We start from the raw sequence: 22,173 nt of genomic DNA on the forward strand, positions 1-22,173 counted from the left end.
GTTTTGACTTTAAGAATTGAAAAATTGAATGATTAAAATGGCAGGTCGTCATTTTCCCCTGCCTCCTGTGACTGTGCTGCCCTCGCTGCCCCCTTGTTGCTTTTAGGCTTTGTACTGGACTGTATGGTTTCCTCTTTCTTAGCGCCCCCGTGGAATTTGATTTCAGAGGTGCGGAAATTCAATGCCGCCCGCAGCTGCCCGTCCGTATCCACCCATGCCCGTGGGCTTATCCTGCCCGAGAGTTCCACCAGTGTCCCCTTTGTCAGGTATTGTGCTACCTTAGCCGTCCGCCAATAGGCGCAGTCTACATACGTTACCTGCTCGGTACGTTCGCCTTCCTTGTTGCGGTAGCTGTCGTTCAGCGCGACCGAAAAATTCACTACCTGCTGTTCATCCGACACGTTGCGCACCTGCGCATCACTTGTCAGCCTTCCGATGATGTTCATGATAAATTGCTTTTAAATGTTAATCCCTTTTTATTTGCTGCCCCAATCCCTGAAAATTTATTCGGCAATGAGAGGAGGAGCTGTTTCGTTTTGCCTTGAAGTGTCTGATTTGCTATAGTTTTCATACCTGACATTTTTTTTATTCGTGTAAAGAGCCGGAGTATGCTGGTTTCGTTTCAAGGGCAGGATAAGGCTGTTCCCCGGGGGAGCAAGGTTTTGGGCAAAAAAATACTACCGCCCATGGGGCGTGTGGAGATTTTTTTGCCAAACCCGAAGGGCATGACCTTGAAACCCCAAAAGGGGGCTGCCATACCTTCGCCCTTAAGAAACGGTGACCAGTATACGGCTCGCAGCAACAGATAAAGTGGAGGGGATGAGCGCAGGAAGTCATGCACAAGGCGGGACAGCAGCCCGCCGGTGCCCGAGAACATCGCAAGTATCTTCTATGAACTGATCGATGCCTTTAAAAAAAACAAATTTAATTTGGAACGTTAGGTTTAATATAAGTATCTTTGCCCCATGCCAAGAAACAAGGAATTTGATTACGATGAGAAGCTGGTGACGGCAAGGGACCTCTTTTGGAAGAAGGGTTATAATGCGACTACGATGAATGACCTGGTGGACACTTTGGCGATCAACCGGAGCAGTTTGTACCTGGCGTACGGCAATAAACATGAGCTTTTTATAAAGTCACTAACCAATTACATCCAGCAAAAGGACAAGCAGTACAGCCAGGCGGCAAAGAAAAGTAAAAAGCCTTTAGAGGCTATCCGTCATATTATCCTATCTGTGACCGCTTCAGCTATAAAGGATACCAACTGCCTGTTCACCAACTCCGTATTTGAACTGGCAACGACAGATACAGAAGTTAGTGGTATTCTAAGTAAGCAGACGCTTAAAGCCGTTAACCTGTTCGAGCAATTGTTGAACCAGGCTAAAGCAGATGGCTCACTTAAATCATCCAAAGAGCCACGCGCCCTTGCGCACTTTTTGGTATCCGGTCTGGTCTCGATCTACAACACGCAGATCCTTTTTACCGATGCAGCGTTAACCAAACAGACAGCAGAAATTTTAATAGGCTCAATTAACAACTAATTTTTTTGCCTTATTTTGAAACGATAGGTTTAATATAATTATGAAAAAATACGCATATCAAAGCGCAATAGCATTGCACCCGGCTCCCTTCGTGAAACGCTTCATAGTATTTACATCCCTCGCACTAATGGTGCTGTCATGCACCCACAGTAACCAACAGTCGCATCAGATGGAAAAACCTAAGATCCGAAACAATTATATAGAGACAGAAACCTTCCAGGAAATAGGTTTTTTTGGCGAGGTCAAACAAGAGCAATGGACTGCCTTTGTCCAGGCCGTACAGCATAACATAAGTAATTCGCGCAGAGAAAAGGCCAATATTGCCTTTAGTCTGTACCAGCCCGAAGACGGCAGGTTGCAGCCCATATGGTTTGAACGGTTTAAAGACAAGGCGGGGCATAACTACCATAAAGAACAGGGCTATTTTAAAAATGCCATTAGTGTTATCCAGCAATCATTAAAAGGAGAAGCAAGATCTATTTCACTTCTGCTGGTGGACAGGCTACCCGCCATAACGGCCAACGCCGCTGAGCACCCTACCGATGCCCGCCATGTCATCGTGCTATTCGATGTCAAACCTGAAAAGCGAGAGGCTTTCATCGACGCCATGGCCGCAGCTACAACGCTCTCGCGTAATGCGCGGGGAAACCTCGAATTTAACCTCTATGCGTATGCAGATGATCCAAACAAGTTCGTCCTTATTGAAGGCTGGCAAACTGTGGCAGACCATGAGGTGCAGCTTAAGCAGGACCACATTAAACGGTTAAATAGCGCATCGGAAGGCTTATTCGTATCAAATCCTATGGAGACCCGCTGGATCGTGAAGGATATCTCTCAATAATACCTGAATAATTAAAATTCATATATATCAATATGCAAACAATCAAATTAAATAACGGCATCGAGATGCCGATGGTAGGTCTGGGCGTTTTCCAGATACCTGACCTGAACGAATGTGAACAGACGGTACTAAGTGCCATAAAAGCAGGTTACCGACTGATTGATACGGCCTCTCTTTACCAAAATGAATCAGCCGTAGGCAATGCTATCATAAAAAGCGGCGTCCCAAGGAAAGAACTTTTCATTACCACCAAGCTTTGGGTACAGGATGCCGGTTTTGAGAAAACCAAAGTAGCGTTCCAAAAGTCGCTGGACGAGCTACAACTCGAATACGTCGACCTTTACCTTCTCCACCAGTCCATGGGCGACTACTACGGCTCATGGCGTGCGATGGAAGAATTATACAAAGAAGGCAAGATACGGGCAATCGGGATCAGCAACTTTTTCCCCGACCGCTTGGTAGACCTGATCGCACATAATGAGATTGTCCCGGCCGTGAACCAGATTGAGATAAATCCATTTTATCAAAGGGCTACTGAGCATGAACTGTTGAAGAAGAAAAATATCGTCACGCAATCCTGGGCATCTTTCGCTGAAGGGAAAAATGAAATTTTCAGTAATGAGATATTGACCCGCATTGGCCAGAAGTACGGTAAATCAGTCGCGCAGGTTACCCTGCGCTGGCTCGTACAGCAAGGCATTGGTGTTATTCCCAAATCGGTGCGTGAAGAACGTATGATCGAAAACTTTAATATTTGGGATTTCGAACTGAGCCAGGAAGATTTGAATGCGATCGCAACACTGGACACCGGCAAAAGTGTCTTCTTTGACCACCGTGATCCGGAAACCGCAGAATGGCTTACCAAACTGACCTTTTAAATAAGTTTTGCGACGCTAATATTAAAAAATGTAAACTTTACTATAACAATTATCAATTAAGAGCATGAAACATAGTAAACTGGGAGCACTTGAAGTGGGCCGTATCGGCTTGGGTGCCATGGGAATGTCTGCCTATTATACCATGGGTGAAGGCAACGAAGCGGAATCCATAAAGACCATTCATAGAGCGATTGAGCTGGGCGTGACCCTGATCGACACTGCCGAAGTATATGGGCCTTACACTAACGAAGAACTGGTAGGCAAAGCCCTGAAGGGCAAACGGGACCAGGTGGTACTGGCTACCAAATTCGGCGTAATCTCGCATCGCAATGGCGGCATTAACGCACTGGACAGCAATCCCGATAATATCCGCGCAGCCGTAGAAGGGTCGCTCAGGCGCTTGCAGACTGATTATATCGATCTTTATTATCAGCATAGGGTTGACCCAAATACACCCATTGAAGACACAGTTGGTACGCTTTCCCAATTGGTCAAAGAGGGTAAGATACGGCATATAGGCCTTTCGGAGGCGGGTGCCGCTACCATTCAAAGGGCTCATGCAGTGCATCCCATTACAGCGCTGCAAAGTGAGTATTCTTTGTGGGCACGTGATCCGGAGCGTGAAATATTGCCGTTGTTGCGCCAGCTTGGTATCGGCCTGGTGCCTTATTCGCCTTTGGGCCGTGGTTTCCTTACGGGGCAAATTAAATCTTTGGAACAGATTGCCGATGACGACTGGCGTAAAACCAATCCGCGGTTCAGTGCTGAGAACTTTTCAAAAAATTTGCAGATCGTGCGGGAAGTGGAAGCCATTGCTGACCAACTGAATGCAAAGCCCGGCCAGGTCGCCCTTGCATGGCTACTGGCACAAGGTGATGATATTGCGCCCATTCCGGGAACAAAGCGCACGGAACGCCTGGAAGAAAACGCGGGAGCTGACAACCTGGAACTTAGCCAAGCCCACATCGAAAAGCTAAACCACCTTGCACCTGCCGCTGGCCAGCGGTATGATGAAGCCAATATGAATTCGATAGAAAAATAGCCAGCCGCATCGCACTATGTAAGTTTTAACCGTCCTACGTATTTTGTTAACTATGTAGCTATCAAAAAAATCGCTTATGATTAAAATGATTTTTACACTGGCAAGCCTGATGATGTCCGGTACTTTATTGGCGCAGCATATAGATGGTGCTAAAATTCAGGACCAGTTCGGATTAACAGGGGATAGCATTTCGCTTCCTATTTCCATCATTAACACTTACCCATTTATTTCGGGGGAAATTAATGGCGTTAAGGGTAAACTGATGTTTGACACCGGCAATCAGAATGCCTTGGATATCAATAATAACATAATCCCGCTCTCCTTTCAAAAGGAGGTGGGTAACGGGCAGGTTGGGAGCGGTCAAAAGTTTAAAAAGTATATTAATGATACTATTGAGGAGGTAAAGCTGGTAAACGGGTTGCGTTTTCAGAACTTAAAACGAATCCCCAGTGCTAATTACGATTTTTTACAAAATAATATTACCCCCGATTGCATAGGATATATAGGCCATGATTTTTTCAAGGGATATCTTTTTAAACTGGATTACACCAAGCGGCAAATTACTTTTTACAAAAACACTTCGGAAAGAGAATCATCAAAAGATTTTCTGGTGGGAGAAAAAGTATTAGCTGTGTTACATTTCGAAACAAGAAGGCTTCCAAATCATCCCTTGATCAAAGTAAAAGTGGACAATGTTGAAATGCTCGCATCTTTTGATACGGGAGGTTCCTATGGAGGATTAGAAATTACCGTAAAGGATGCCCAAAAGCTTAAGAAAGAAAAACTGAAAGATTATGGTAAAGATGGCTACGATGACGAGTTAGTTTCTTTATACAATGTGAGTATAGACCCTCAATTCACTATCGATCAAATAGGTATCTACAAAGAATCCGGGGATGACAACAGCCACGTCAGGAAGGCCCTGGGCATAACCGAGGACAATTTTTTGACTTTCGCTTACCGATTTTTGTCAGAATATAAAACGGTTTGGGATTACGACCATCAGAAAATATATGTTTTAGCATATTGACGAGATATAAGGAGTATACAGGGCCTGTCGTTGGATATAGCATGTAACAACTCTAACTATAAATTGATAATGACACCTGAATTGCTTAGCGGAAGTTTTATGAAGGATGATTATCAATTGCTGAAATTGACGAGCGCGTTTAGGTTGCCAAACCACTTTGATAAATAAAAGCGGCAATGGATATGAACCATTGCCGCCTTAACTATCTGTAAGAAGTCAATTGAATGTCTTATGCTAATAATTCGCCCATGCCAAATACTGTCAGGCCTTTACCAAATTGCTCAATTACAGCCTGGTTAGCCGCTTGGATATATTCCCCTGTTATCGGATCCACAACGGTCCTTAACGGCCTTTTGCCTTTTTCGGCACCGATCAACCTCACTATGGCATCGGCAACATCCTGCGGGTTAGGGTTTTTAGCCTGCATCTCCGCAGTCAGGGCGGCTACCATTTTGTTGGGTATATCTGCAACTGCGCCGTACCCCTCAAAGACGCCCTGATCGGACGCGGGGTTGTTCTTTTGCTGCATTTCAGTAGGGAAAGCACCCGGCTCCACGATAGCCACATCTATGCCCAAACGTTTCACCTCGTAATGCAGGCCCTCACTAATTCCTTCCAGTGCAAACTTGGAGGCCGCATAAATGGTAGCGAACGGGAAGGATACGCGACCAAAGCCGCTGGTCACATTAATAATCAGCCCATCGGCCTGTTTGCGCATGTTGGGCAGCACCTGTTTGATCAGCCGCCAAGGGGCATAAACGTTGATATCAAAGGTAGTGTGCACATCGGCCGTGGTAAAGCTCTCGGCCACCCCAGTCATCGCGTAACCGGCGTTGTTTACCAGCACATCAATAGTGCCTTCTTTTGCTATAATGCGCTCAACCGCCTGCTTCACACTTTCGTCGTCAGTCAGCGTTACATCCAGAACCGTAACATTTGCTACAGCAGAAAGGGCCTGGGCTTTTTCCGAATTCTTACCCTGGGTATCTCTCATGGTAGCGTAAACCTGGTGGCCTAATGCAGCAACACTGTGCGCGGTCAGCCAGCCGAAGCCACTATTTGTTCCTGTTATCAAAATTACTTTTTTGCTCATTTTCTTGTTTTTTAAAATAATGATGCAAAGTTTGGTAACTATAAAATGAAACCATTTACCATTTGGTAAAAAGTGCCCTTAACGGATATTTTTTCTTATCCGGCTCAGTGACTGCTGGGTAATCCCCAGATAGGACGCAATATGGGAAAGTGGGACGCGGTTGAGAAGGCCGGGAAACTGCCCGATAAACGATAAATACCTGGTGGTGGCATCTTCCGAGACCAATGGGCTTCGTCGCTCAATTGTTTTTAACAGGCAATTCTTTAAGATCAGGTGCTCGATATCTTTCCAGCCAACAACGGTATTGCCGATTTCGTCCCAGTCTCTCTTGGAAAAAACAAGGAATTGACAATGGGTAACCGCCTGAATGTACTCGGAGGCTACCATTTGTGCCTCAAACCGTTGCTGGTCAGATACAAAATTGTTCTCGTCAATAAATGAATGCGTAATCTCTTCGCCTTTATTGTTGTAGTAACAGAAGCGGACAACCCCTTCAAGAAGAAATCCGACGTACCTTGGTATCTTTCCGGCTTCAGAAAAATATTCCTCCTTAGGAAGTTCCAGCGTTTTCGCTTTGCTTAAAATGAAGTCAGTTTGCTGTTTATTGAGATTGCCGAACTGTAGGATGTAATTGATAAAAGCTTCCATAGGCCAAATTTCAAGTTTATTGAGGGCATTGCATTTACCATTTGGTAAAAAAACAGCTGTAATGACTTTTATAACTGCAAAGTACAAAATTCCATCATGCCACGACTCTGATTTGCCGCATCAGGGATTGCAGCGGGTATCCTTTTTTTGAAAAGAAAAGATAAGAGCGGAAAGCCCGGCCCGATGGGGATGCCCGATTAATCCAGTAGATTTTCTGCATGTACGTTTAGAAGAAAAAGATTTTACCAGCGTATAAGTATGGTCAGTACTTGATACTGTTACCTAGTACTCTATTGGCTGAATAGCGTATATCTTAAAACGTGTTTATACTAATATTCGTCTTTCTGTTCTTTATTAAACAATAATACCATTTATAAAGGGTCTATCGGAAAACTATATAATTCATAATAATTGGATGCATTTAAAGATTATATAATACAATTGTCGCGCTGAAAACGCACTTTTTTGTGATGTTAAAAAAAAGTATTTTTTTAACAATTGTTTAGGTTTGATATAAATTATTTCTTAATTTTATTTGGCTGTAATCATCTTATTATTAGACATTTCAGTTCGAAATCCTCTTTTCCACTTTCATTTATAGAGATAACGTGTTACCGGTTAACACGACAATATATACATATCCTTTCTGACCTGTTATCCGGCCCTAATTTGTAAGCCGGCAGCTAGAGGTATACCATTAACATTAAATATTATCAGAAATGAACCTAAACTATTCTGGCAGTAACCAAAAAATCATCCAGTCTGTATCTATTGCCAACAGAATACTGGCCGATCCTGTGTTTTATGCCCAAATTGTTACGTTTCCTGATTTTGCCTATTCAGTTTATAGAGGTGCGCGGGTAGCCGAAGAAATGCAATCCGATCTGGTAGTTAAGATACAGACCTATTGGAACCCACTTAGCGGCGCAACAGCCAAGACGCAAACCGAAATCAATATCAACTCTGCTAAGCTAGGGCGTCCAATTCCGTCTATTGTGAATACCATCATATACGAAAGTGTTCACTTTATCGATTGGGCCATAAACAGGCAGTGGGATTACACAGACCGCAATGCTTTTGAAAATCCTCCAATCTCTGCTCCCTATAAAATTGGGAATCTTGCAGAAGGGTTTGCAGTTCGTTACTTAAATCAATAACCTTCAATCACAGCTTTTATGTTCGATCATCCAGTTCTTGACATCGTTATCGGCCTGACCTTCATATTTTTATTGTATAGCCTGCTTGCAACAAGTATAAATGAGCTGCTTGCCACGATATTCTCTTATCGACCGAGGATGCTTGAGTTAGCCATTGAGCGGATGCTGGATGGCAAAAGCTATAGTTATTACTGGTGGGATAAGTTGGCGAACTTTATTTTTTTTATATGGCATTGGATTTCTTATGGCGCGCATTACTTGGCCAAATATAAGATTAAGATCAAATCGTCTTCAGATCCTGTTCGACCTCTTAGATTTAAACCATTCTTTCAGCGAAAGCCTTTATCTGAGTCTTTTATCAGGAGCAAGCTAAACAGCAAAGCAGAATTGTACGCGACGAACTTTATCAATCATCCACTCTAAAAAAGAGCGGCTGAAAATTCTATTTTAAGTAAAAAGCCGGCTTATCTTGATGCCGCAACATTCTCAGATATCTTATTGGATATCTTAAGCCCTGCCTCAGGCGGACCGGTTTTACTTTCGGATGTCGCAAATCATATTGAAATTCTCCCTGTTTCGGGAACTGGCAGTATGGCACCCGACACCAAAAAAATATTAAAATTATACCTTAACCAGGCCAACGGTGACATGCAACGCTTAAAGCTACTGCTTGAGGATTGGTATAATGATACAATGAAGCGGGTAACAGGCTGGTATAAGCGTCAATCTTATTGGGTGCTTTTTTATATAGGTATTCTGCTTGCCGCCACATTTAATGTAGATACAATTTCGATAGCTCAAAAATTATCTACCGACAAGTTAGCAAGAGAAGCGATGGTCAAAAGCGCTTCCGATTATATAGCACAAAATATTAGCTCCCAGCCTAATCCTTCACCGGTAAATACCACTGCTGCAATAGACACCGCTAAGATCAACAAAGGTATCCGGGAAATCCGGGCATTGTATGAAAAGTCGATTGCTAAAGAAAATACGACGCTCGGACTGGGATGGACGTCAAGAATGCATAATGATTCCTTATCCTGGCATAAGGCCAGGCTGACAAAACAAACGAGCTATGATTTTCCGGCATACTTTATTTTGCACAAGCTCCCCTTGATAATAGCCGGGCTGCTGATAACTGCCCTTGCGATATCCCTCGGCGCACCATTTTGGTTCGACCTCCTCAACAAGTTTGTGAACCTGCGGGTTAGCGGCAAAAAGCCTGACGATGAAAATGCGCCGGCATCAAAAACAAGTGCGCTGAATCAAAGACCTAAACCAAACTCCTTTGCCTGAGATGAAAGAATATATTGTAACCAAACCCCTGCTTAATATCAGGAGCAGCGCTTCTGACCTGAGCGACGAAAATTATATCGGAGAGTTGGCAAAAGGTGAAACCATTCATCTGAAGGATGATCTGATTGAAGGAACAATTCCTAAAGAAGGGACTTCAAACTTATGGAGGATAGATCATTTAAATCGCTTCTTTGCGGACGAAGGGGTCAGGCTTATGGATTTTGAGGACCGTTCCAATGCCTTTGTGGCCGACAAAAACTTTGATGCCTTACATCAAGGCGCAAACGATACCAGTAACTGGTTGGTCAATTGGGGTTTTGCGGATCTGGAAATATGGAAAGTATGGCGTGACTATAATACCCGTGGCAAGGGCGTGAAAGTAGCAGTAATTGATCTGGGTGTCAGCAGCGCCCATAATGATCTGGCGGGAAGGATTAGTCCAAAATCAATGAGCCTTATCGGAGGTCCGGACGATATACTGGACAGGAGCCCAAATCAGCACGGCACCATGAGCGCGGGAGTTATAGGTGCCAGCGGGAACTCGACAGTGTATGGCCTGGCCCCGGAATGTGAGCTGATTATCATACGCGCAGGAGATGGGGGATTTTTACCACTAAATATACAGAAAGCGGTAGAACAAGCGATTAAATTGGGTGCCCAGATTGTTTCGATGAGTATCCAGTATTTTAAGCCTTTGCCGGAATTAGAGAAGATTTTTCAGGAATACAAAAATAAGCCCATCCTGTTCCTTGCTGCCACTGGCGACCGCGGAGGAGCACAATTGTCCTTCCCGGCGAGCTGTGACGGTTGTATCTCTGTCGGCGCGTATGGTCTCGATGGGAAGGTTCGCATGATTGACCCGAACAATAATAAAAACGCTAAACTGAAATTCCTTTCGCCGGGCATCAATATCCGCACATGTTCCGCCACAAGTGTTCCCGCAAATTACAATGACAGTAGTGCTTCGACCGCATTTGCTGCGGGAATGATGGCGCTCGTCTGCGCGGCACTGAACCGTGTCCCCAATTATCAGGAAATCGTTTCCGCCTTAGAAAAGGGGCGATGCACAGAAAAAATTGGTTCCGTTCCGGGATTTTCACCTGACGAGGGCTCTGGGATTCTATTACCCCGCAATTTGATTAACTTTTTAAAAACCTGAATATGAAAAAGTACCTTACCTTCCTTGCGATCCTGCTGTTGAGCTGCGTTTATGCCATGGCGCAAAATCCCTATTATGACGCGCTTAAGTTGCGTTCAATGATGACTAAAGTTGAAACGGACGCCGTAACGCAAGATTCCGCTTACTTCTTTAATACAAGTAAGATAACACAAGTGTACCAAATTCTTAAGAACTACAGTTATGACAGTGGTAGCAATGGCCCAGCGAATGATGATGGGGCAATTGACCGAAGCATTTGCGGGGGGGCAGTTACCAATGACTATTTATGTAATTACTTCGCGGGTGCGCCAGCGGGCGCTACTGCCATCAGTTCTGTCTTTAGTACGATTGGAAGTTATAATGGTACAAACCTGTTTAACGGTTTATCACAGTTTCTTATTGAACGGGCTAAAGCAGAAGTCAATGAAGCATTTTTTATCCGCTTTAAAGATTTCCTCGACAATTATCCGGAATTCAAAACGCTATTCCCCAACACCTACATCTTTCTGTCAAACTACAATTCCTGGGAATATGCCAACCTGCTAAATACCCTTAAGGAAGCTTTTAATAAGGATATTAATCAACTGCCTGCCAGTATCATTCTACTAAAGGACCTAAAAGTCGTTGACTGCGAAAAAGTTGCTGGGGACACATCCGAAAGCTGTCAGAAATGCAAGGAGAGAGTCACGGTTATCAAAGACTTTTTCAACAGCAATAACGGCAGACTCCTGCTTTCCGCTTTAAAGGTTTCGGATGGGGTATTGCAAAATCAAAAAACCCCGCAAATTATTAATTCGATTACCACCAGCGAATTTCTGTTGGGCTACAATGGTGCCAATGCAGCGGCAACTACAAATATTAAAAGCACATTACAGGTAATAAACATTTTCAGCCTCAGCATAGAAAGTAATGAAACCGGGAAAAATTATATCAGCACAGATCAGTTTAATGGAATGTTGAAGGATGAGGTTTTACGCAATCTTTTCCTGGGGTTGGTATTCCAGAAGATAAGTATCGCTAATTCCGGAGCGGGTATAACATTTAATATCAGCGGCAATTCCGTCGCTTTGAATTCGCTGATCACACCGGATAATGTGCAGGGGCTTATAGCTTATATCACTAACTTTTTGGAGCAGGCAAAAAACCTTCAGCATGTCACTGATCAGTTGAAAGCCGATAGACTTGCAGCTAAGGCCGATTTGAGTGCAGACTTTGCAGCATTAACGGAAGCAACCCGACAACTCCTAATCGGATTGCGGGCAATAGCTATCATCGATTCAAGACTAGTTGTCCCTGCTGAGGTGGATAATTTTTTTAATCACACGGATCGAACGCTTCAGTTAACCAACGAAATACTTGCCAAACATTATAATGCTGCCGTCATGGACCTGCTTAGCATGCTTTCTTCGTATGCTCAATCACAAGGCACAGTAGATACTGAAGTTACCATCTTTTTTGCAAACTTATTGAAGTATGGGTCATTTGCAGCTAATGTGGTTGAAGCAAAATCTGCAGAGGATGTTAAAAAGGCTGTAGAAGCAATGGCCTTACCAGTAGGTAGCTATACCGTTAAACAGAAATCCGCCTTTAATATATCACTTAATGCCTATGTTGGTTACGCATGGGATTTCAACAAACTGCTGTTCAAAGACAAGTATGCGCATGGGATTTATGCGCCGATTGGTTTTTCATTCAATTTTGGCTCGTCCAAACCTTAGGGCGTTCCGGTAACTTTCTTTACATCGATTATTGATCTCGGTTCCTTTGTATCTTACAATATTAATAAGACATCCACCGACGAGCTCAAACAGGAGGTCAGGCTAGAAAGCGTTTTTTCACCGTCGTTTCAAATTTTCGTACAGGTACCTAAAACGCCGCTAACTATAGGAGGAGGCTGGCGCCAAACCCCTAAACTATTTTATAGTTCTGAAAGCGAACCCTTTGTACCAGTAAAATCACGCAGCGTGGTGAATATCTCTTTATTGATCGACATCCCCCTTTTCACGCTGCATAACCGGCCATTTGCAGCCGCTAAATAAAAATCATATGAGCGTGATTATATTAACCTCGATTTTGAGCTCCGATTGGCTTAGGTATGGCTTCATCGGGCTGGTTGCCGTGACCAATATCATAGTCTTTTTTGCTATTCGTCCCCTCATCAGACGGCGACCGACGCAGCCGCTATGGCCGATTCTTTTTCTGATATTTTCACTTGTGTTGTTAGCCGGTGGTGGCTTCTCCACCTATACCAGTGATAAAATGAAATTTGATAACAAGAGAAACATGCTAAATACCAGTTATTCGATATCGTACCAGCTAAGAAGCGCAGTATTTGAGGGGCTTTTTGTGCTGAAGCTTTGCTCAACTTATGCTAAACAGCTATAGTTCCTTTTCCATTAGACATAAAGGCATTTTTTCCTTCTTTAAACCCCTTCAATTTAACCACGCGAACCTGCGTGTTCATCGCCGCACGCCTTTATTACTTTCATTTGTGGCATGACTAAAGTGATGTATATCGTCCACATCACATTTATTGGAGTCTTCTCGGTTTCTAAAACTTAACGACTCAATGTAAAAACAGTTAAACGTTTTTAATTAATATGTATTGCTTTAAATGATGTTGTTATCAAGCGTTGATATAGTGTTGTTTCTTTGATAATTATCTCGGCATCGGCACTCATTCCATATCGTAGCTTAATCGTTTTTTTAATATCAGATACATTAGAAAGTATCTTTATTTTTGAAATAAAAGCACGTTTATTATCTGCGACATCAGCTATGTTATCGATCTTGCCGTAAAGAATGCCGTACTCTTCAAAACGATAGCTTTTTAATTTAATTATAACACCTTGGCCCTCTTTGATTTTTCCTATATCATCCTGTGAAATGTTCATTTGTCCAAAGAAGTTATTATCGTTTGCCCTAAGATAAAACGCAATTTGCCCCTCTGAAATCAGTTTGTTTTCTTTAATATCTCCAACATAATTGACGAAACCCGTTTCAGGGGCAGATAATACATATTTATTTTTCCACTCTTCACCATGCTTAATAAAATCATCCAGAGTTTTCAAAAACCGCAACTGTTTCTTAGAAAGATTGTGATCAGATTCAAAAAGTTCATTTTGTTTAGCTAACAAAGTACTTTCTGAAATGGTTAAAAAATGTTCAGTTTGCGAAAGGAGTGACCTCTTGGAAAGATAACGATTTTTATGCCTTCGTAATTCGGTTATCGTTTCTTCTCCCTTCTTGAAAAGCGACAAATGCAGAGAGTACTTTTTTTTCATTAACATGGCGTCACGTCTTTGCGATTGCATTTCGCGATTTAGCTTTCGAAGTTCCTTTTTTATTGTGTGAATATCACGTAACAGGAGCAAACGTTTTTTTTGCCGGAAACCGTTTCTTTCCGTTTCCTTGAACAACGAATAGCACTTAATAAATTCAAGGTAGCTCATCTGAAATTCACCAAGACCATTAACTCCTGAAAAATCAAATAAATTACTAGGTAAAGGGTTCCCTTCGATCAGAATTTTCTGTAATGTGTCCATTTCTGACAGTACTTTTAATATATCACCATGAATACCAGTGTATTCAAGGAACGCTATTGGTTGCCCTTGGTTAACCTTTTGCCCATTTGATACAATCAATCGGGCAATTTTCCGTGTAATCTTAGCCGCAATCGGTATAGGATGATCGTCAAATGATATTGTAAGCTCGGCGTTTACAGTTTCGGGGTATCTAATTGTAGCAGATAAAGCCAAAATCAGTAAAATAAAACCGAAAAAAAAAGTGATACCCCAACGTACGACCCAAGACGGAACGGCTGTTATTATTTCCTGAATTTCATCGGTATGACGTGAATTGCGGTCAGTTTGGTTAGAAAATGCCATGGCATGACTTGAATATGATTTTAATTTCCCAACTCTAATTGATTCTTTACTAATTGAAAGTAATTCCCTTTTAATGCGGTTAACTCCTTGTGAGTACCTTGTTCGATAATGTGCCCTCTGTCAAGCACAATGATATTATCTGCATTCTTTACAGTGCTAAGTCTATGGGCCACTACAATCACGGTGCGGCCGTTAAAAAACTCTTTCAAGTTGTCCATGATTATCCGTTCGTTGTTAGCATCTAACGCATTGGTGGCTTCGTCAAATAATATATATTCAGGGTCTTTATAAACGGCTCGTGCAATTAATAGGCGCTGTCGCTGGCCTTGACTTATTCCATTTCCTTCCATTCCAATTTTGGTTTTCAGCCCCAACGGCAGGTTCTCTATTAAATCTCCAATATTAGCAACATGAATTGCATGCTTCAATTTCTCTTGGTCGGGATATTCATCGCTAACAGCAATATTCCTCTCTAACGAATCAGAAAAGATGAAGCCGTCTTGCATAACTACTCCACAATGTCCTCGCCAAATACTAAAACTAATATTTGAAAGAGATTGCCCACCTATTTTAATCTCGCCTTTTTCTGGCTCGTAGAATCGCAGCAGTAATTTCAAAATGGTCGTTTTTCCACTACCACTCATACCAACAATAGCTGTGATTTTTCCTTTTGGAATTTCCAAATTAATATTTTTTAATACAGGCTCACTACCAGCCCCTGGATACCTGAATGTTAAATCGATAAGATTTAACCCACCTTCTTTTGGAACTATGGAGCCAAGTTCTTTATTTAGGTGTTCTTCGTCATCCATTTCATGAATTTCATTTAATCGCTCTAGGCTGATTTTGGCATCTTGAAAGCCTTGAATGAAATTGAGAAACTGTTGAATTGGCATGTTCAATTGTCCTATAATGTACTGAATAGCCACCATTCCACCCAAAGTTAGATGGCCTTCTATAACCGCTTTGGCACTTAAGAAAGTTATAAATAAGTTTGTTAATTCATTTATTAATGTAGAACCGCCTTGTTGAAATTGGCTAATCGAAAGATTCTTAACGGTAAATCTGAACATTCGAGCCTGAAGGCGTTCCCATTCCCATCTCTTTTGTTGTTCACAATTATTTAGCTTAATCTCTTGCATTCCATTGACGAGTTGAACGATACTACTTTGATTCTTTGCTGAAATATCGAAACTCTTGTAATTGAGATCACGGCGACGCTTTAAAAACGAAAGTATCCAACAGGTGTATAATATACTGCTTAAAAAAAAAACAAAAAAAATAATGACATTGAAAAATATTAGTACAACAGAAAAAATTAAAAGGTTGAAAGTAGAAAATATAGTGTTCAATATTGAGCCTGTTAAGAAGGTTTCAATCTGGCGCTGATCGTTCATACGCTGCATAATATCTCCTGTCATTTTGGTATCGAAAAAACTCATAGGTAGTTTCATAAGTTTAATCAGGAAATCTGTCAATATTGATATGTTAATTCTTGTACTAATATGTAGCAGGATCCATGAGCGAATGAATTCTACGCTCACCCTTCCAATAATCAAAGCAGCCTGTGCTATGAGAATTATGTAAATGAAGTTGAGATTACGAGCATTAATACCTATATCAACAATAGATTGGGTAACAAAAGGTGCAATTAACTGTAGTAACGAACCAACAGTTAGACCTAGCAGTAATTGAATGATCAATTGACGGTAGACTGTCAGATATTTAAAAATACTGCCCCAACCAATTTCATTCACCCGCTCATCTATTTGATCGTAGAATCCAGGTGTAGGACTAAGAAATAAAGCGATGCCGTTATTTTCATTTGTATCTTCCAGCCAGTTGTACATGAACTCCAACTTATTTAACCGAACTAAACCCTGAGCTGGATCAGCAATATAAAAGTATTTTTTTTTAACTCTGTAAAGTACAACGAAATGACTCTGCCTCCAATGTAAAATACAGGGTAATTCAGCTTCAATTAAACTTTCCATATTTACATTTGCACCAACCGATCTGAAACCGATTTTTTCTGCTGCTTTACTAATGCCTAATAATGATACTCCGTTTCGGTTAATTTCACAAAGTTGTCTTAATGATTGTATCTTAAAGTTTCGACCAAAGTGTTTAGCAACCATCCGTAGACAGGTTGGACCGCAATCCATTTGGTCATGTTGTTGAAAATATGGAAAGGGCATAGCGATAAATAAATCTACAAATGTATTGCATGAAACATCCGACTTTTTAAAATGTCAATTCTGCTTATTTACGCCTTTTGTGAAATAGCAAATTGAGATGAATAATATCTTTCTAAAAAATGGTAAACTAATAATTCGTGCTTTCGCTGATTATTGATGAACAGTCGATTTAAAAACATATGGATAAAACTGGTCAATACCTGATTCATTTTCTCGGTATCATGGTTTATTTTTCTTTTCAAAGACTCGACAATTAATTTATTCATCTGTGAGCGTTCATGGAAGATTAATACGGCCTCCTCAATTTCGTTTTCCGCGTCAAATTTCGGATTCATGTGCGAAAATATTTCTTTTTGACTCCTTCGATACTTGTCATTCAGTTTTTTTACTAATGAATTACTGCCACCGAACTCACTTAAAAAATCAGAGGATAGTCGTTTCAACAGATCTCTTTTTTCAACTAGAGAGAAGTTAAAGTCATTTAGTAATTCGTCGGCTCCTCTAAGGGCAAATAGAAGACGATACTTTTCGTATTCTTCGCCGTCGAGCAATTGAAGGAATTTTAGTACCGCATGACTATCATGGAAAAACAAAGTTTCAGCCTCTTCAATAATATCTTCACCATATCTTTCGATTTCCCTGGTATAAGTATCTATAACCACGCGTTCAACTGATTCATTTTTCAATAAAGGTTGCAGTGATTGCATAAATAACCGATAGATAACTAATTGATTATCCAAATTCGAATTATAAAACCTTATTCTGATATGCGCAGAATCATCCTTATAACGTATAAAAAAGAATTTTTCTAAAAGCCCAGCGTTGATACCATTTAGAATAAATAACGGTAGTTCACCTTTTAAAAAATGGTCTGCAATAACAGGCCCGCAGTAAACTTTAAAGTACAACCACTCACTAAATGGGGAAAATTTCCTTGTTATTTTAAACGGTTCATCAAATTTTGATAAATTTTTGTTATCCAAGGCAGTAAAACGTCGCAAGGGAATAACAATTTCATTAGTATAGGGATTGCCGTCTGCATCCCTTACGATGCAATTGTTTTCGGTAAACAAAAATTCCTCAATATTAATAGTTCCGTAACGTTTAACATAGTGTATTAATAATTCTATACCATCTATTCGCTCAAGATCAAGGTAAAGCTTGTTATCTCCTTCAATATAAGAGACATTTGATGGTATTTTAAACTTGTTTCTAAAACTACGGATATGCAACAAGCGCTCGTTATTATCCAAAGGTAAATCGTCCAAAAAATCTTTTCCAATTTTCCATTTTGCCTTGGAAAGGATAAGGTCCTTATAGATTACTCGTGGTAGGTGTTTTAAAGAAGACAAAACTCCCCAATCCCATACGTTAGCGATGTATAATCCTTGAAATTGCAAATCTCCCAAGAACCGATAAATTGGCAGTGAAGCTGTTATGAAATTATGAGCCGTTGTCAGTCTTGGTATAACTCTTTTCTTATGCTTTAAACTACGTAGTACTATTTCGTTGTTACGTATACTCACCACTAGGTCACTGATTGGAATTTGTTCATTTACCGACATTCCAGATTTGCCTACATACGGAATCTCATAATTTCGTAATAATGGCCTTAGTAAGACGTTTCCTATTCGTGCCTGAGGCTGGTGCGCAACTTCCGCATAAATTGCAGTGGAATCATCAAGCTGTTCCTGTAGCAGTATTTCCTTTATAAACGAAGCCAGTTCAATATCACCGTGTGCGAACCTTGTCAAGAGGTTTGCTGCTGATGGCCCCCCAGAATTATTAAGGTCAAATTTGATTTCATTTTGACCATCTCCGCCTTGTTCTTCAATAATACAGCCGAATAAATAAAAGCTGTTAGCACGCGTTTTGTGACTATTATCATTTAAAGATTTTAGCTCTGTTTCAGACAATTCTATTAAAGATCGCTGATTAGAAAGATAATCGAGATATTTTGAATGAATATACCATTGAATATCATCAAAGATAACCATCTGTGACGAGGTTTGACTGAGTCCAGCCAAGTCTTGCACAATTGAGTGATCCCCAATAATGGACTGGTTGCTACCTCCATATCCTACGCCCAACTCCGCGTCAAGGGCAGTAGTTAAAGGGATTTCTTGATATTCATACCGCGCTAAAAATTTTGCTTTAAATTCCTCCTGTATAGGATTACTATATTTTCGACTTAATGCATACAAATCCTCATGCTGTTGAATTATTTTATGAACCGTTTCACGATTCAATGCATTTTTTTCTAAAGACAAGAATAAATCAGTCTGTAAAGTATTTTTAGGGATTGCAACATCAATATCCAGTTGTTTCAATTTCTCTTTGAGATTGTGATAATAAGAGATACCGGGAGTTGCTGCCGAAATGACTTTTTGAATTTCTTGTAGCTGTTTTAATAGATACTCGAAATTTTCAAGTTTTTCAAGTTGGCGAACAAGGTTATCAAGAGGTTCTAAACCAGTTACGCAGGGTTCAAGATCTGAAACCAAAATTTGAGAGTTATATAATCCCATAATAAACTCTTCCGCTTCTTCTTGGCCTACATTTTCAATGGTCATCAATAATTGACAGACTTCCTGTATTGTCGCTCCATTTTTAACACGCGCAAGCACAGAGGTCAAATATTCAGTTTTTTCGATATTAGTTAGTTCGTAATGTCTGGTATTATCTTTTATATAATATTGCGCATACCGGAAACTCTCATTCAATTCATAAATGCTATTGTTTGGATACATCTTAACAGCCTTTTTTATATCAGTGCGACTCATCAATGCATTTATAATTGCCGTCATATAATTCATATCTATTCTTGTCTTACGGATATGTGTTTCCGCAGCAGACAATGTTATAGATGTACGATCATCGGTAAGTTTCAGTAATGCTGTACCGGCAAAAGTACCATATGGAGTACACCGGCTACTACTACGGATGTTATATTTTAATAAAGATAAGCGTAGCTTTTCTTTATCATTTTTAGATAAATTATCATGTTTTTGCATTTCCATCCAAAGAATGTCGGATGATAGGTAAATACCTTCTTCAAAAAGTGTTGGAAAATATTCAGGAATACGATAAGCGTCTTTCAGGCTTTGCACCGGAGCTCGCATAAGAACACAGGGAAAAGAATAAGTCATAAATTTAAATTAATCATCAAGCATCAAACAAAAATCCCATTCAAAATCACCTGTCAAATAACTCATTAATGCAAGCCCGATTCCACTTGCACCTTCTAAAAGAGAATAAGAATTCACCCAAGTGTTTGTAGATCCTTCGTAACTTTTGTAACCACCAACGCCATCTTTATGAATGCTTTGATCGATAGTCTTATGTATCCAAAAATCACAAGCATCCTTAAAAATTAAATCTCCTGTGTAACGCCATATTTTATTATAAATATGGGCAATCCCGGCCGACCCGTGACACAAGCCTGCGTCAAATGCTTGGGTCTCTTCGATTTCCCTTCTCGTTGTAGTGAGACGCAGTATATTTAATGAGAATTCTTCTAATGTTTTGTCGAGGAATACTTTACTAGCCTGAAATAAGATAATTCCAATACCTAAATCGCCATAACACCAAGCAAGTCGACTATAAACGGATTGTGAAGGTCCCTCTATAATACCACAGTACGGAAAATAACACTGATCGTTTTCCGGATTTGCATAGGTTTTAAGCATTTCGATCACTTGCAGCGCTAATGATTTGGCTTGTCTTTTACAAACGTTTTTTTTATAACATTGCAAGCAAAATTTAAGAATACTTGGTATTCCATGTGCGAGACCCAGATTGACCTTCTCCTTATTTTGATATTGTTCCACCATATCGAAATCCGGGAAATACGCTTTTTCGTTCTGATAAATAATTAAGTCACCAAGGAGTTGAAAGAAGCTATTAAAAAAAACTCGATAGCTTCTATTATTTGCTCGAGAATAAAGTAGATAATAAGCAATCCCTATTCCGCCATGTAAAAAATCAGGATTTTTGTACTTCTTGAGAAATTCGATAGCCCAATTGGCTAATTTAACATCTTCAGTGTTAGATAAAGCTTTCCAATCTGCATCAGATAAAATACCACTTTTATTTAGATAAGAAAACAGCCAGTTTATTCCAGCTGTACCATTACATAAAGTGGGATATGCATCTTCCAAAGAGGCTTCTGCCAATGACTGTATATTTGCTTCAAATATACTACTACTGGTTTTGCCCACGAATTCCAGATAATATTTCTCAAAAAGGCAATATCCAGCTTCACCTAATAAAAGTGATGAAGACTGGATATTTCGTTTTTGATAGGAAGCATAAATATGATCAACAATCTTACAAATATTGTCTTTCATCAATTAACCCATACAAAGTACATTGAAAGTCGCGCAGGCGCATGTATTTTGACACAATGTGGCACCGCCAAGGGAACCGCAATTATTTCCTACACAGGTTGCTGTGCAATTATCTCCTGAAAGGATATTACAATCTGTTCCTCGACGGGGATCTGTAGCTAGACAACAAGTTTGGTTCGTAACACCACTTGGTATGTCACCTCCCAGTACCTTGCTCATTTGATTATCGGTCAATGACGCGATCTTTTGTTTCTTTAGTTGAAGTTTTGAATTGTCTAATTTGATTTTTTTCATTTTTTGGTGATTAAGGATAGTAAATATTTCGTTTTAATAAATATTGTCAAATATTTTCATGAAACGAAAATTTCCTCTCTTGTAATAAAAATATTACACGAGAGGAATATCGAACTGTTTTATGGCAAAAAACACATTATAACTTTTGAGGTTGAATACCGATTGTACGGCTTGATTAAGGATAAGCTAATTGAAAATTGTTAACAAATTACTTTCAAAAAACTCCTTTAAAAGAAAAGATTAAAATTAAATCTACTAACACCATCATCGATATCCCTTTAATATTGACGTTTTGTTAGTTTATTGCCGCAAAAATAATGATAGATGTTGCTTTTGAGGTAGCTGGAATTCATTATATTAAGGTTGCAACTGTACGGGGCGGTGCTTTTGAATTTCGTATCGACCAGATCTCCGATAAGGTTTTTGAAAGGATAGTATGTACTCCGCTGGGATATTCCTGCCGAACGATTAAACCTTACAATGTTTCAATTGTTGGAGGACAAATTTGCCTCTCGTCCCGGCAAATTCTCTCCGTTTTATTTTGAGAATTTCGCTGTTTCCTGAGAATTGGGTTCCCCATTTGACGGATAAGGATTTTGGATTTCCCTTCCTTTCCGGTAGGGGGCGCCTAGTGATCAAAGATATAGTTATACTTGGTGGTGCCATTGTAACGATGAGCGAATCCGCGAGGCTATATCTTAAAAAGCAATTCTAAAATAAATAAGAAATCAGTTTTTATACATTAATAAAAAACAACAGC

At 40.4% G+C, this 22,173-nt stretch carries 19 protein-coding genes; 11 read left to right on the top strand and 8 right to left on the bottom strand.

What is annotated here, in order from left to right:
• Positions 1-32: 32 nt before the first annotated feature.
• On the bottom strand, positions 33-446 hold the full coding sequence (locus tag AC07NA_RS07475) for a single-stranded DNA-binding protein (RefSeq protein WP_494896986.1): 414 nt from the start codon (positions 444-446) through the stop codon (positions 33-35).
• A gap of 519 nt (positions 447-965) precedes the next feature.
• On the opposite strand from AC07NA_RS07475, the gene AC07NA_RS07480 reads away from it, so the two are divergent.
• The 5 genes from AC07NA_RS07480 to AC07NA_RS07500 all read left to right on the top strand — a co-directional run bounded on the left by AC07NA_RS07480 (position 966) and on the right by AC07NA_RS07500 (position 5,332).
• Positions 966-1,541, top strand: coding sequence for a TetR/AcrR family transcriptional regulator (locus tag AC07NA_RS07480; RefSeq protein WP_494896988.1), 576 nt, complete (start codon positions 966-968; stop codon positions 1,539-1,541).
• Between the two features lie 40 nt (positions 1,542-1,581).
• Entirely contained in the window at positions 1,582-2,382 is an 801-nt protein-coding gene (locus tag AC07NA_RS07485; protein ID WP_494896990.1) for a putative quinol monooxygenase, read from the top strand.
• Between the two features lie 32 nt (positions 2,383-2,414).
• On the top strand, positions 2,415-3,260 hold the full coding sequence (locus AC07NA_RS07490; RefSeq protein ID WP_494896992.1) for an aldo/keto reductase: 846 nt from the start codon (positions 2,415-2,417) through the stop codon (positions 3,258-3,260).
• A 64-nt stretch (positions 3,261-3,324) separates the two neighbouring features.
• Entirely contained in the window at positions 3,325-4,302 is a 978-nt protein-coding gene (locus AC07NA_RS07495) for an aldo/keto reductase (protein WP_494896994.1), read from the top strand.
• 76 nt (positions 4,303-4,378) lie between these two features.
• Positions 4,379-5,332: a hypothetical protein gene (locus tag AC07NA_RS07500; RefSeq protein WP_494896996.1), complete on the top strand. Its 954-nt coding sequence runs from the start codon at positions 4,379-4,381 to the stop codon at positions 5,330-5,332.
• A 229-nt stretch (positions 5,333-5,561) separates the two neighbouring features.
• Here AC07NA_RS07500 and AC07NA_RS07505 read toward each other — a convergent pair whose 3' ends face one another.
• The gene (locus AC07NA_RS07505; protein WP_494896998.1) at positions 5,562-6,425 is read right to left on the bottom strand and encodes an SDR family oxidoreductase; all 864 of its coding nucleotides are present in this window, start codon (positions 6,423-6,425) and stop codon (positions 5,562-5,564) included.
• A gap of 78 nt (positions 6,426-6,503) precedes the next feature.
• Positions 6,504-7,073, bottom strand: a complete 570-nt coding sequence (locus tag AC07NA_RS07510; RefSeq protein WP_494897000.1) for a Crp/Fnr family transcriptional regulator — start codon at positions 7,071-7,073, stop codon at positions 6,504-6,506.
• 719 nt (positions 7,074-7,792) lie between these two features.
• On the opposite strand from AC07NA_RS07510, the gene AC07NA_RS07515 reads away from it, so the two are divergent.
• The 5 genes from AC07NA_RS07515 (at position 7,793) to AC07NA_RS07535 (ending at position 12,403) form a co-directional block, all read left to right on the top strand.
• Complete coding sequence (locus tag AC07NA_RS07515; RefSeq protein ID WP_494897002.1) at positions 7,793-8,230, top strand: hypothetical protein; 438 nt, start codon at positions 7,793-7,795, stop codon at positions 8,228-8,230.
• Between the two features lie 18 nt (positions 8,231-8,248).
• Positions 8,249-8,653, top strand: coding sequence for a hypothetical protein (locus AC07NA_RS07520; protein WP_494897003.1), 405 nt, complete (start codon positions 8,249-8,251; stop codon positions 8,651-8,653).
• Between the two features lie 75 nt (positions 8,654-8,728).
• On the top strand, positions 8,729-9,526 hold the full coding sequence (locus AC07NA_RS07525) for a hypothetical protein (protein ID WP_494897005.1): 798 nt from the start codon (positions 8,729-8,731) through the stop codon (positions 9,524-9,526).
• 1 nt (position 9,527) lies between these two features.
• Positions 9,528-10,685, top strand: coding sequence for a S8 family peptidase (locus AC07NA_RS07530; protein WP_494897006.1), 1,158 nt, complete (start codon positions 9,528-9,530; stop codon positions 10,683-10,685).
• 2 nt (positions 10,686-10,687) lie between these two features.
• A complete protein-coding gene (locus AC07NA_RS07535) occupies positions 10,688-12,403 on the top strand; it encodes a hypothetical protein (protein WP_494897007.1) in 1,716 nt (571 codons plus the stop codon).
• A gap of 873 nt (positions 12,404-13,276) precedes the next feature.
• Here AC07NA_RS07535 and AC07NA_RS07540 read toward each other — a convergent pair.
• The 5 genes from AC07NA_RS07540 to AC07NA_RS07560 form a co-directional block, all read right to left on the bottom strand.
• Positions 13,277-14,572 (bottom strand): beta-barrel domain-containing protein, encoded by a 1,296-nt coding sequence (locus tag AC07NA_RS07540; RefSeq protein WP_494897008.1) that lies wholly within the window; start codon positions 14,570-14,572, stop codon positions 13,277-13,279.
• Between the two features lie 20 nt (positions 14,573-14,592).
• Positions 14,593-16,770, bottom strand: coding sequence for a peptidase domain-containing ABC transporter (locus tag AC07NA_RS07545; RefSeq protein ID WP_494897010.1), 2,178 nt, complete (start codon positions 16,768-16,770; stop codon positions 14,593-14,595).
• Between the two features lie 68 nt (positions 16,771-16,838).
• On the bottom strand, positions 16,839-19,919 hold the full coding sequence (locus AC07NA_RS07550; RefSeq protein WP_494897011.1) for a lantibiotic dehydratase: 3,081 nt from the start codon (positions 19,917-19,919) through the stop codon (positions 16,839-16,841).
• 9 nt (positions 19,920-19,928) lie between these two features.
• Positions 19,929-21,119 (bottom strand): lanthionine synthetase LanC family protein, encoded by a 1,191-nt coding sequence (locus tag AC07NA_RS07555; RefSeq protein WP_494897013.1) that lies wholly within the window; start codon positions 21,117-21,119, stop codon positions 19,929-19,931.
• A gap of 3 nt (positions 21,120-21,122) precedes the next feature.
• Positions 21,123-21,413 (bottom strand): class I lanthipeptide, encoded by a 291-nt coding sequence (locus AC07NA_RS07560; protein ID WP_494897015.1) that lies wholly within the window; start codon positions 21,411-21,413, stop codon positions 21,123-21,125.
• A 541-nt stretch (positions 21,414-21,954) separates the two neighbouring features.
• Here AC07NA_RS07560 and AC07NA_RS07565 point away from each other — a divergent pair.
• Positions 21,955-22,128, top strand: coding sequence for a DUF417 family protein (locus AC07NA_RS07565; protein WP_494897017.1), 174 nt, complete (start codon positions 21,955-21,957; stop codon positions 22,126-22,128).
• Positions 22,129-22,173: the final 45 nt, after the last annotated feature.

It is taken from the genome of Mucilaginibacter sp. GW821-FHT07G05, from assembly GCF_059418565.1.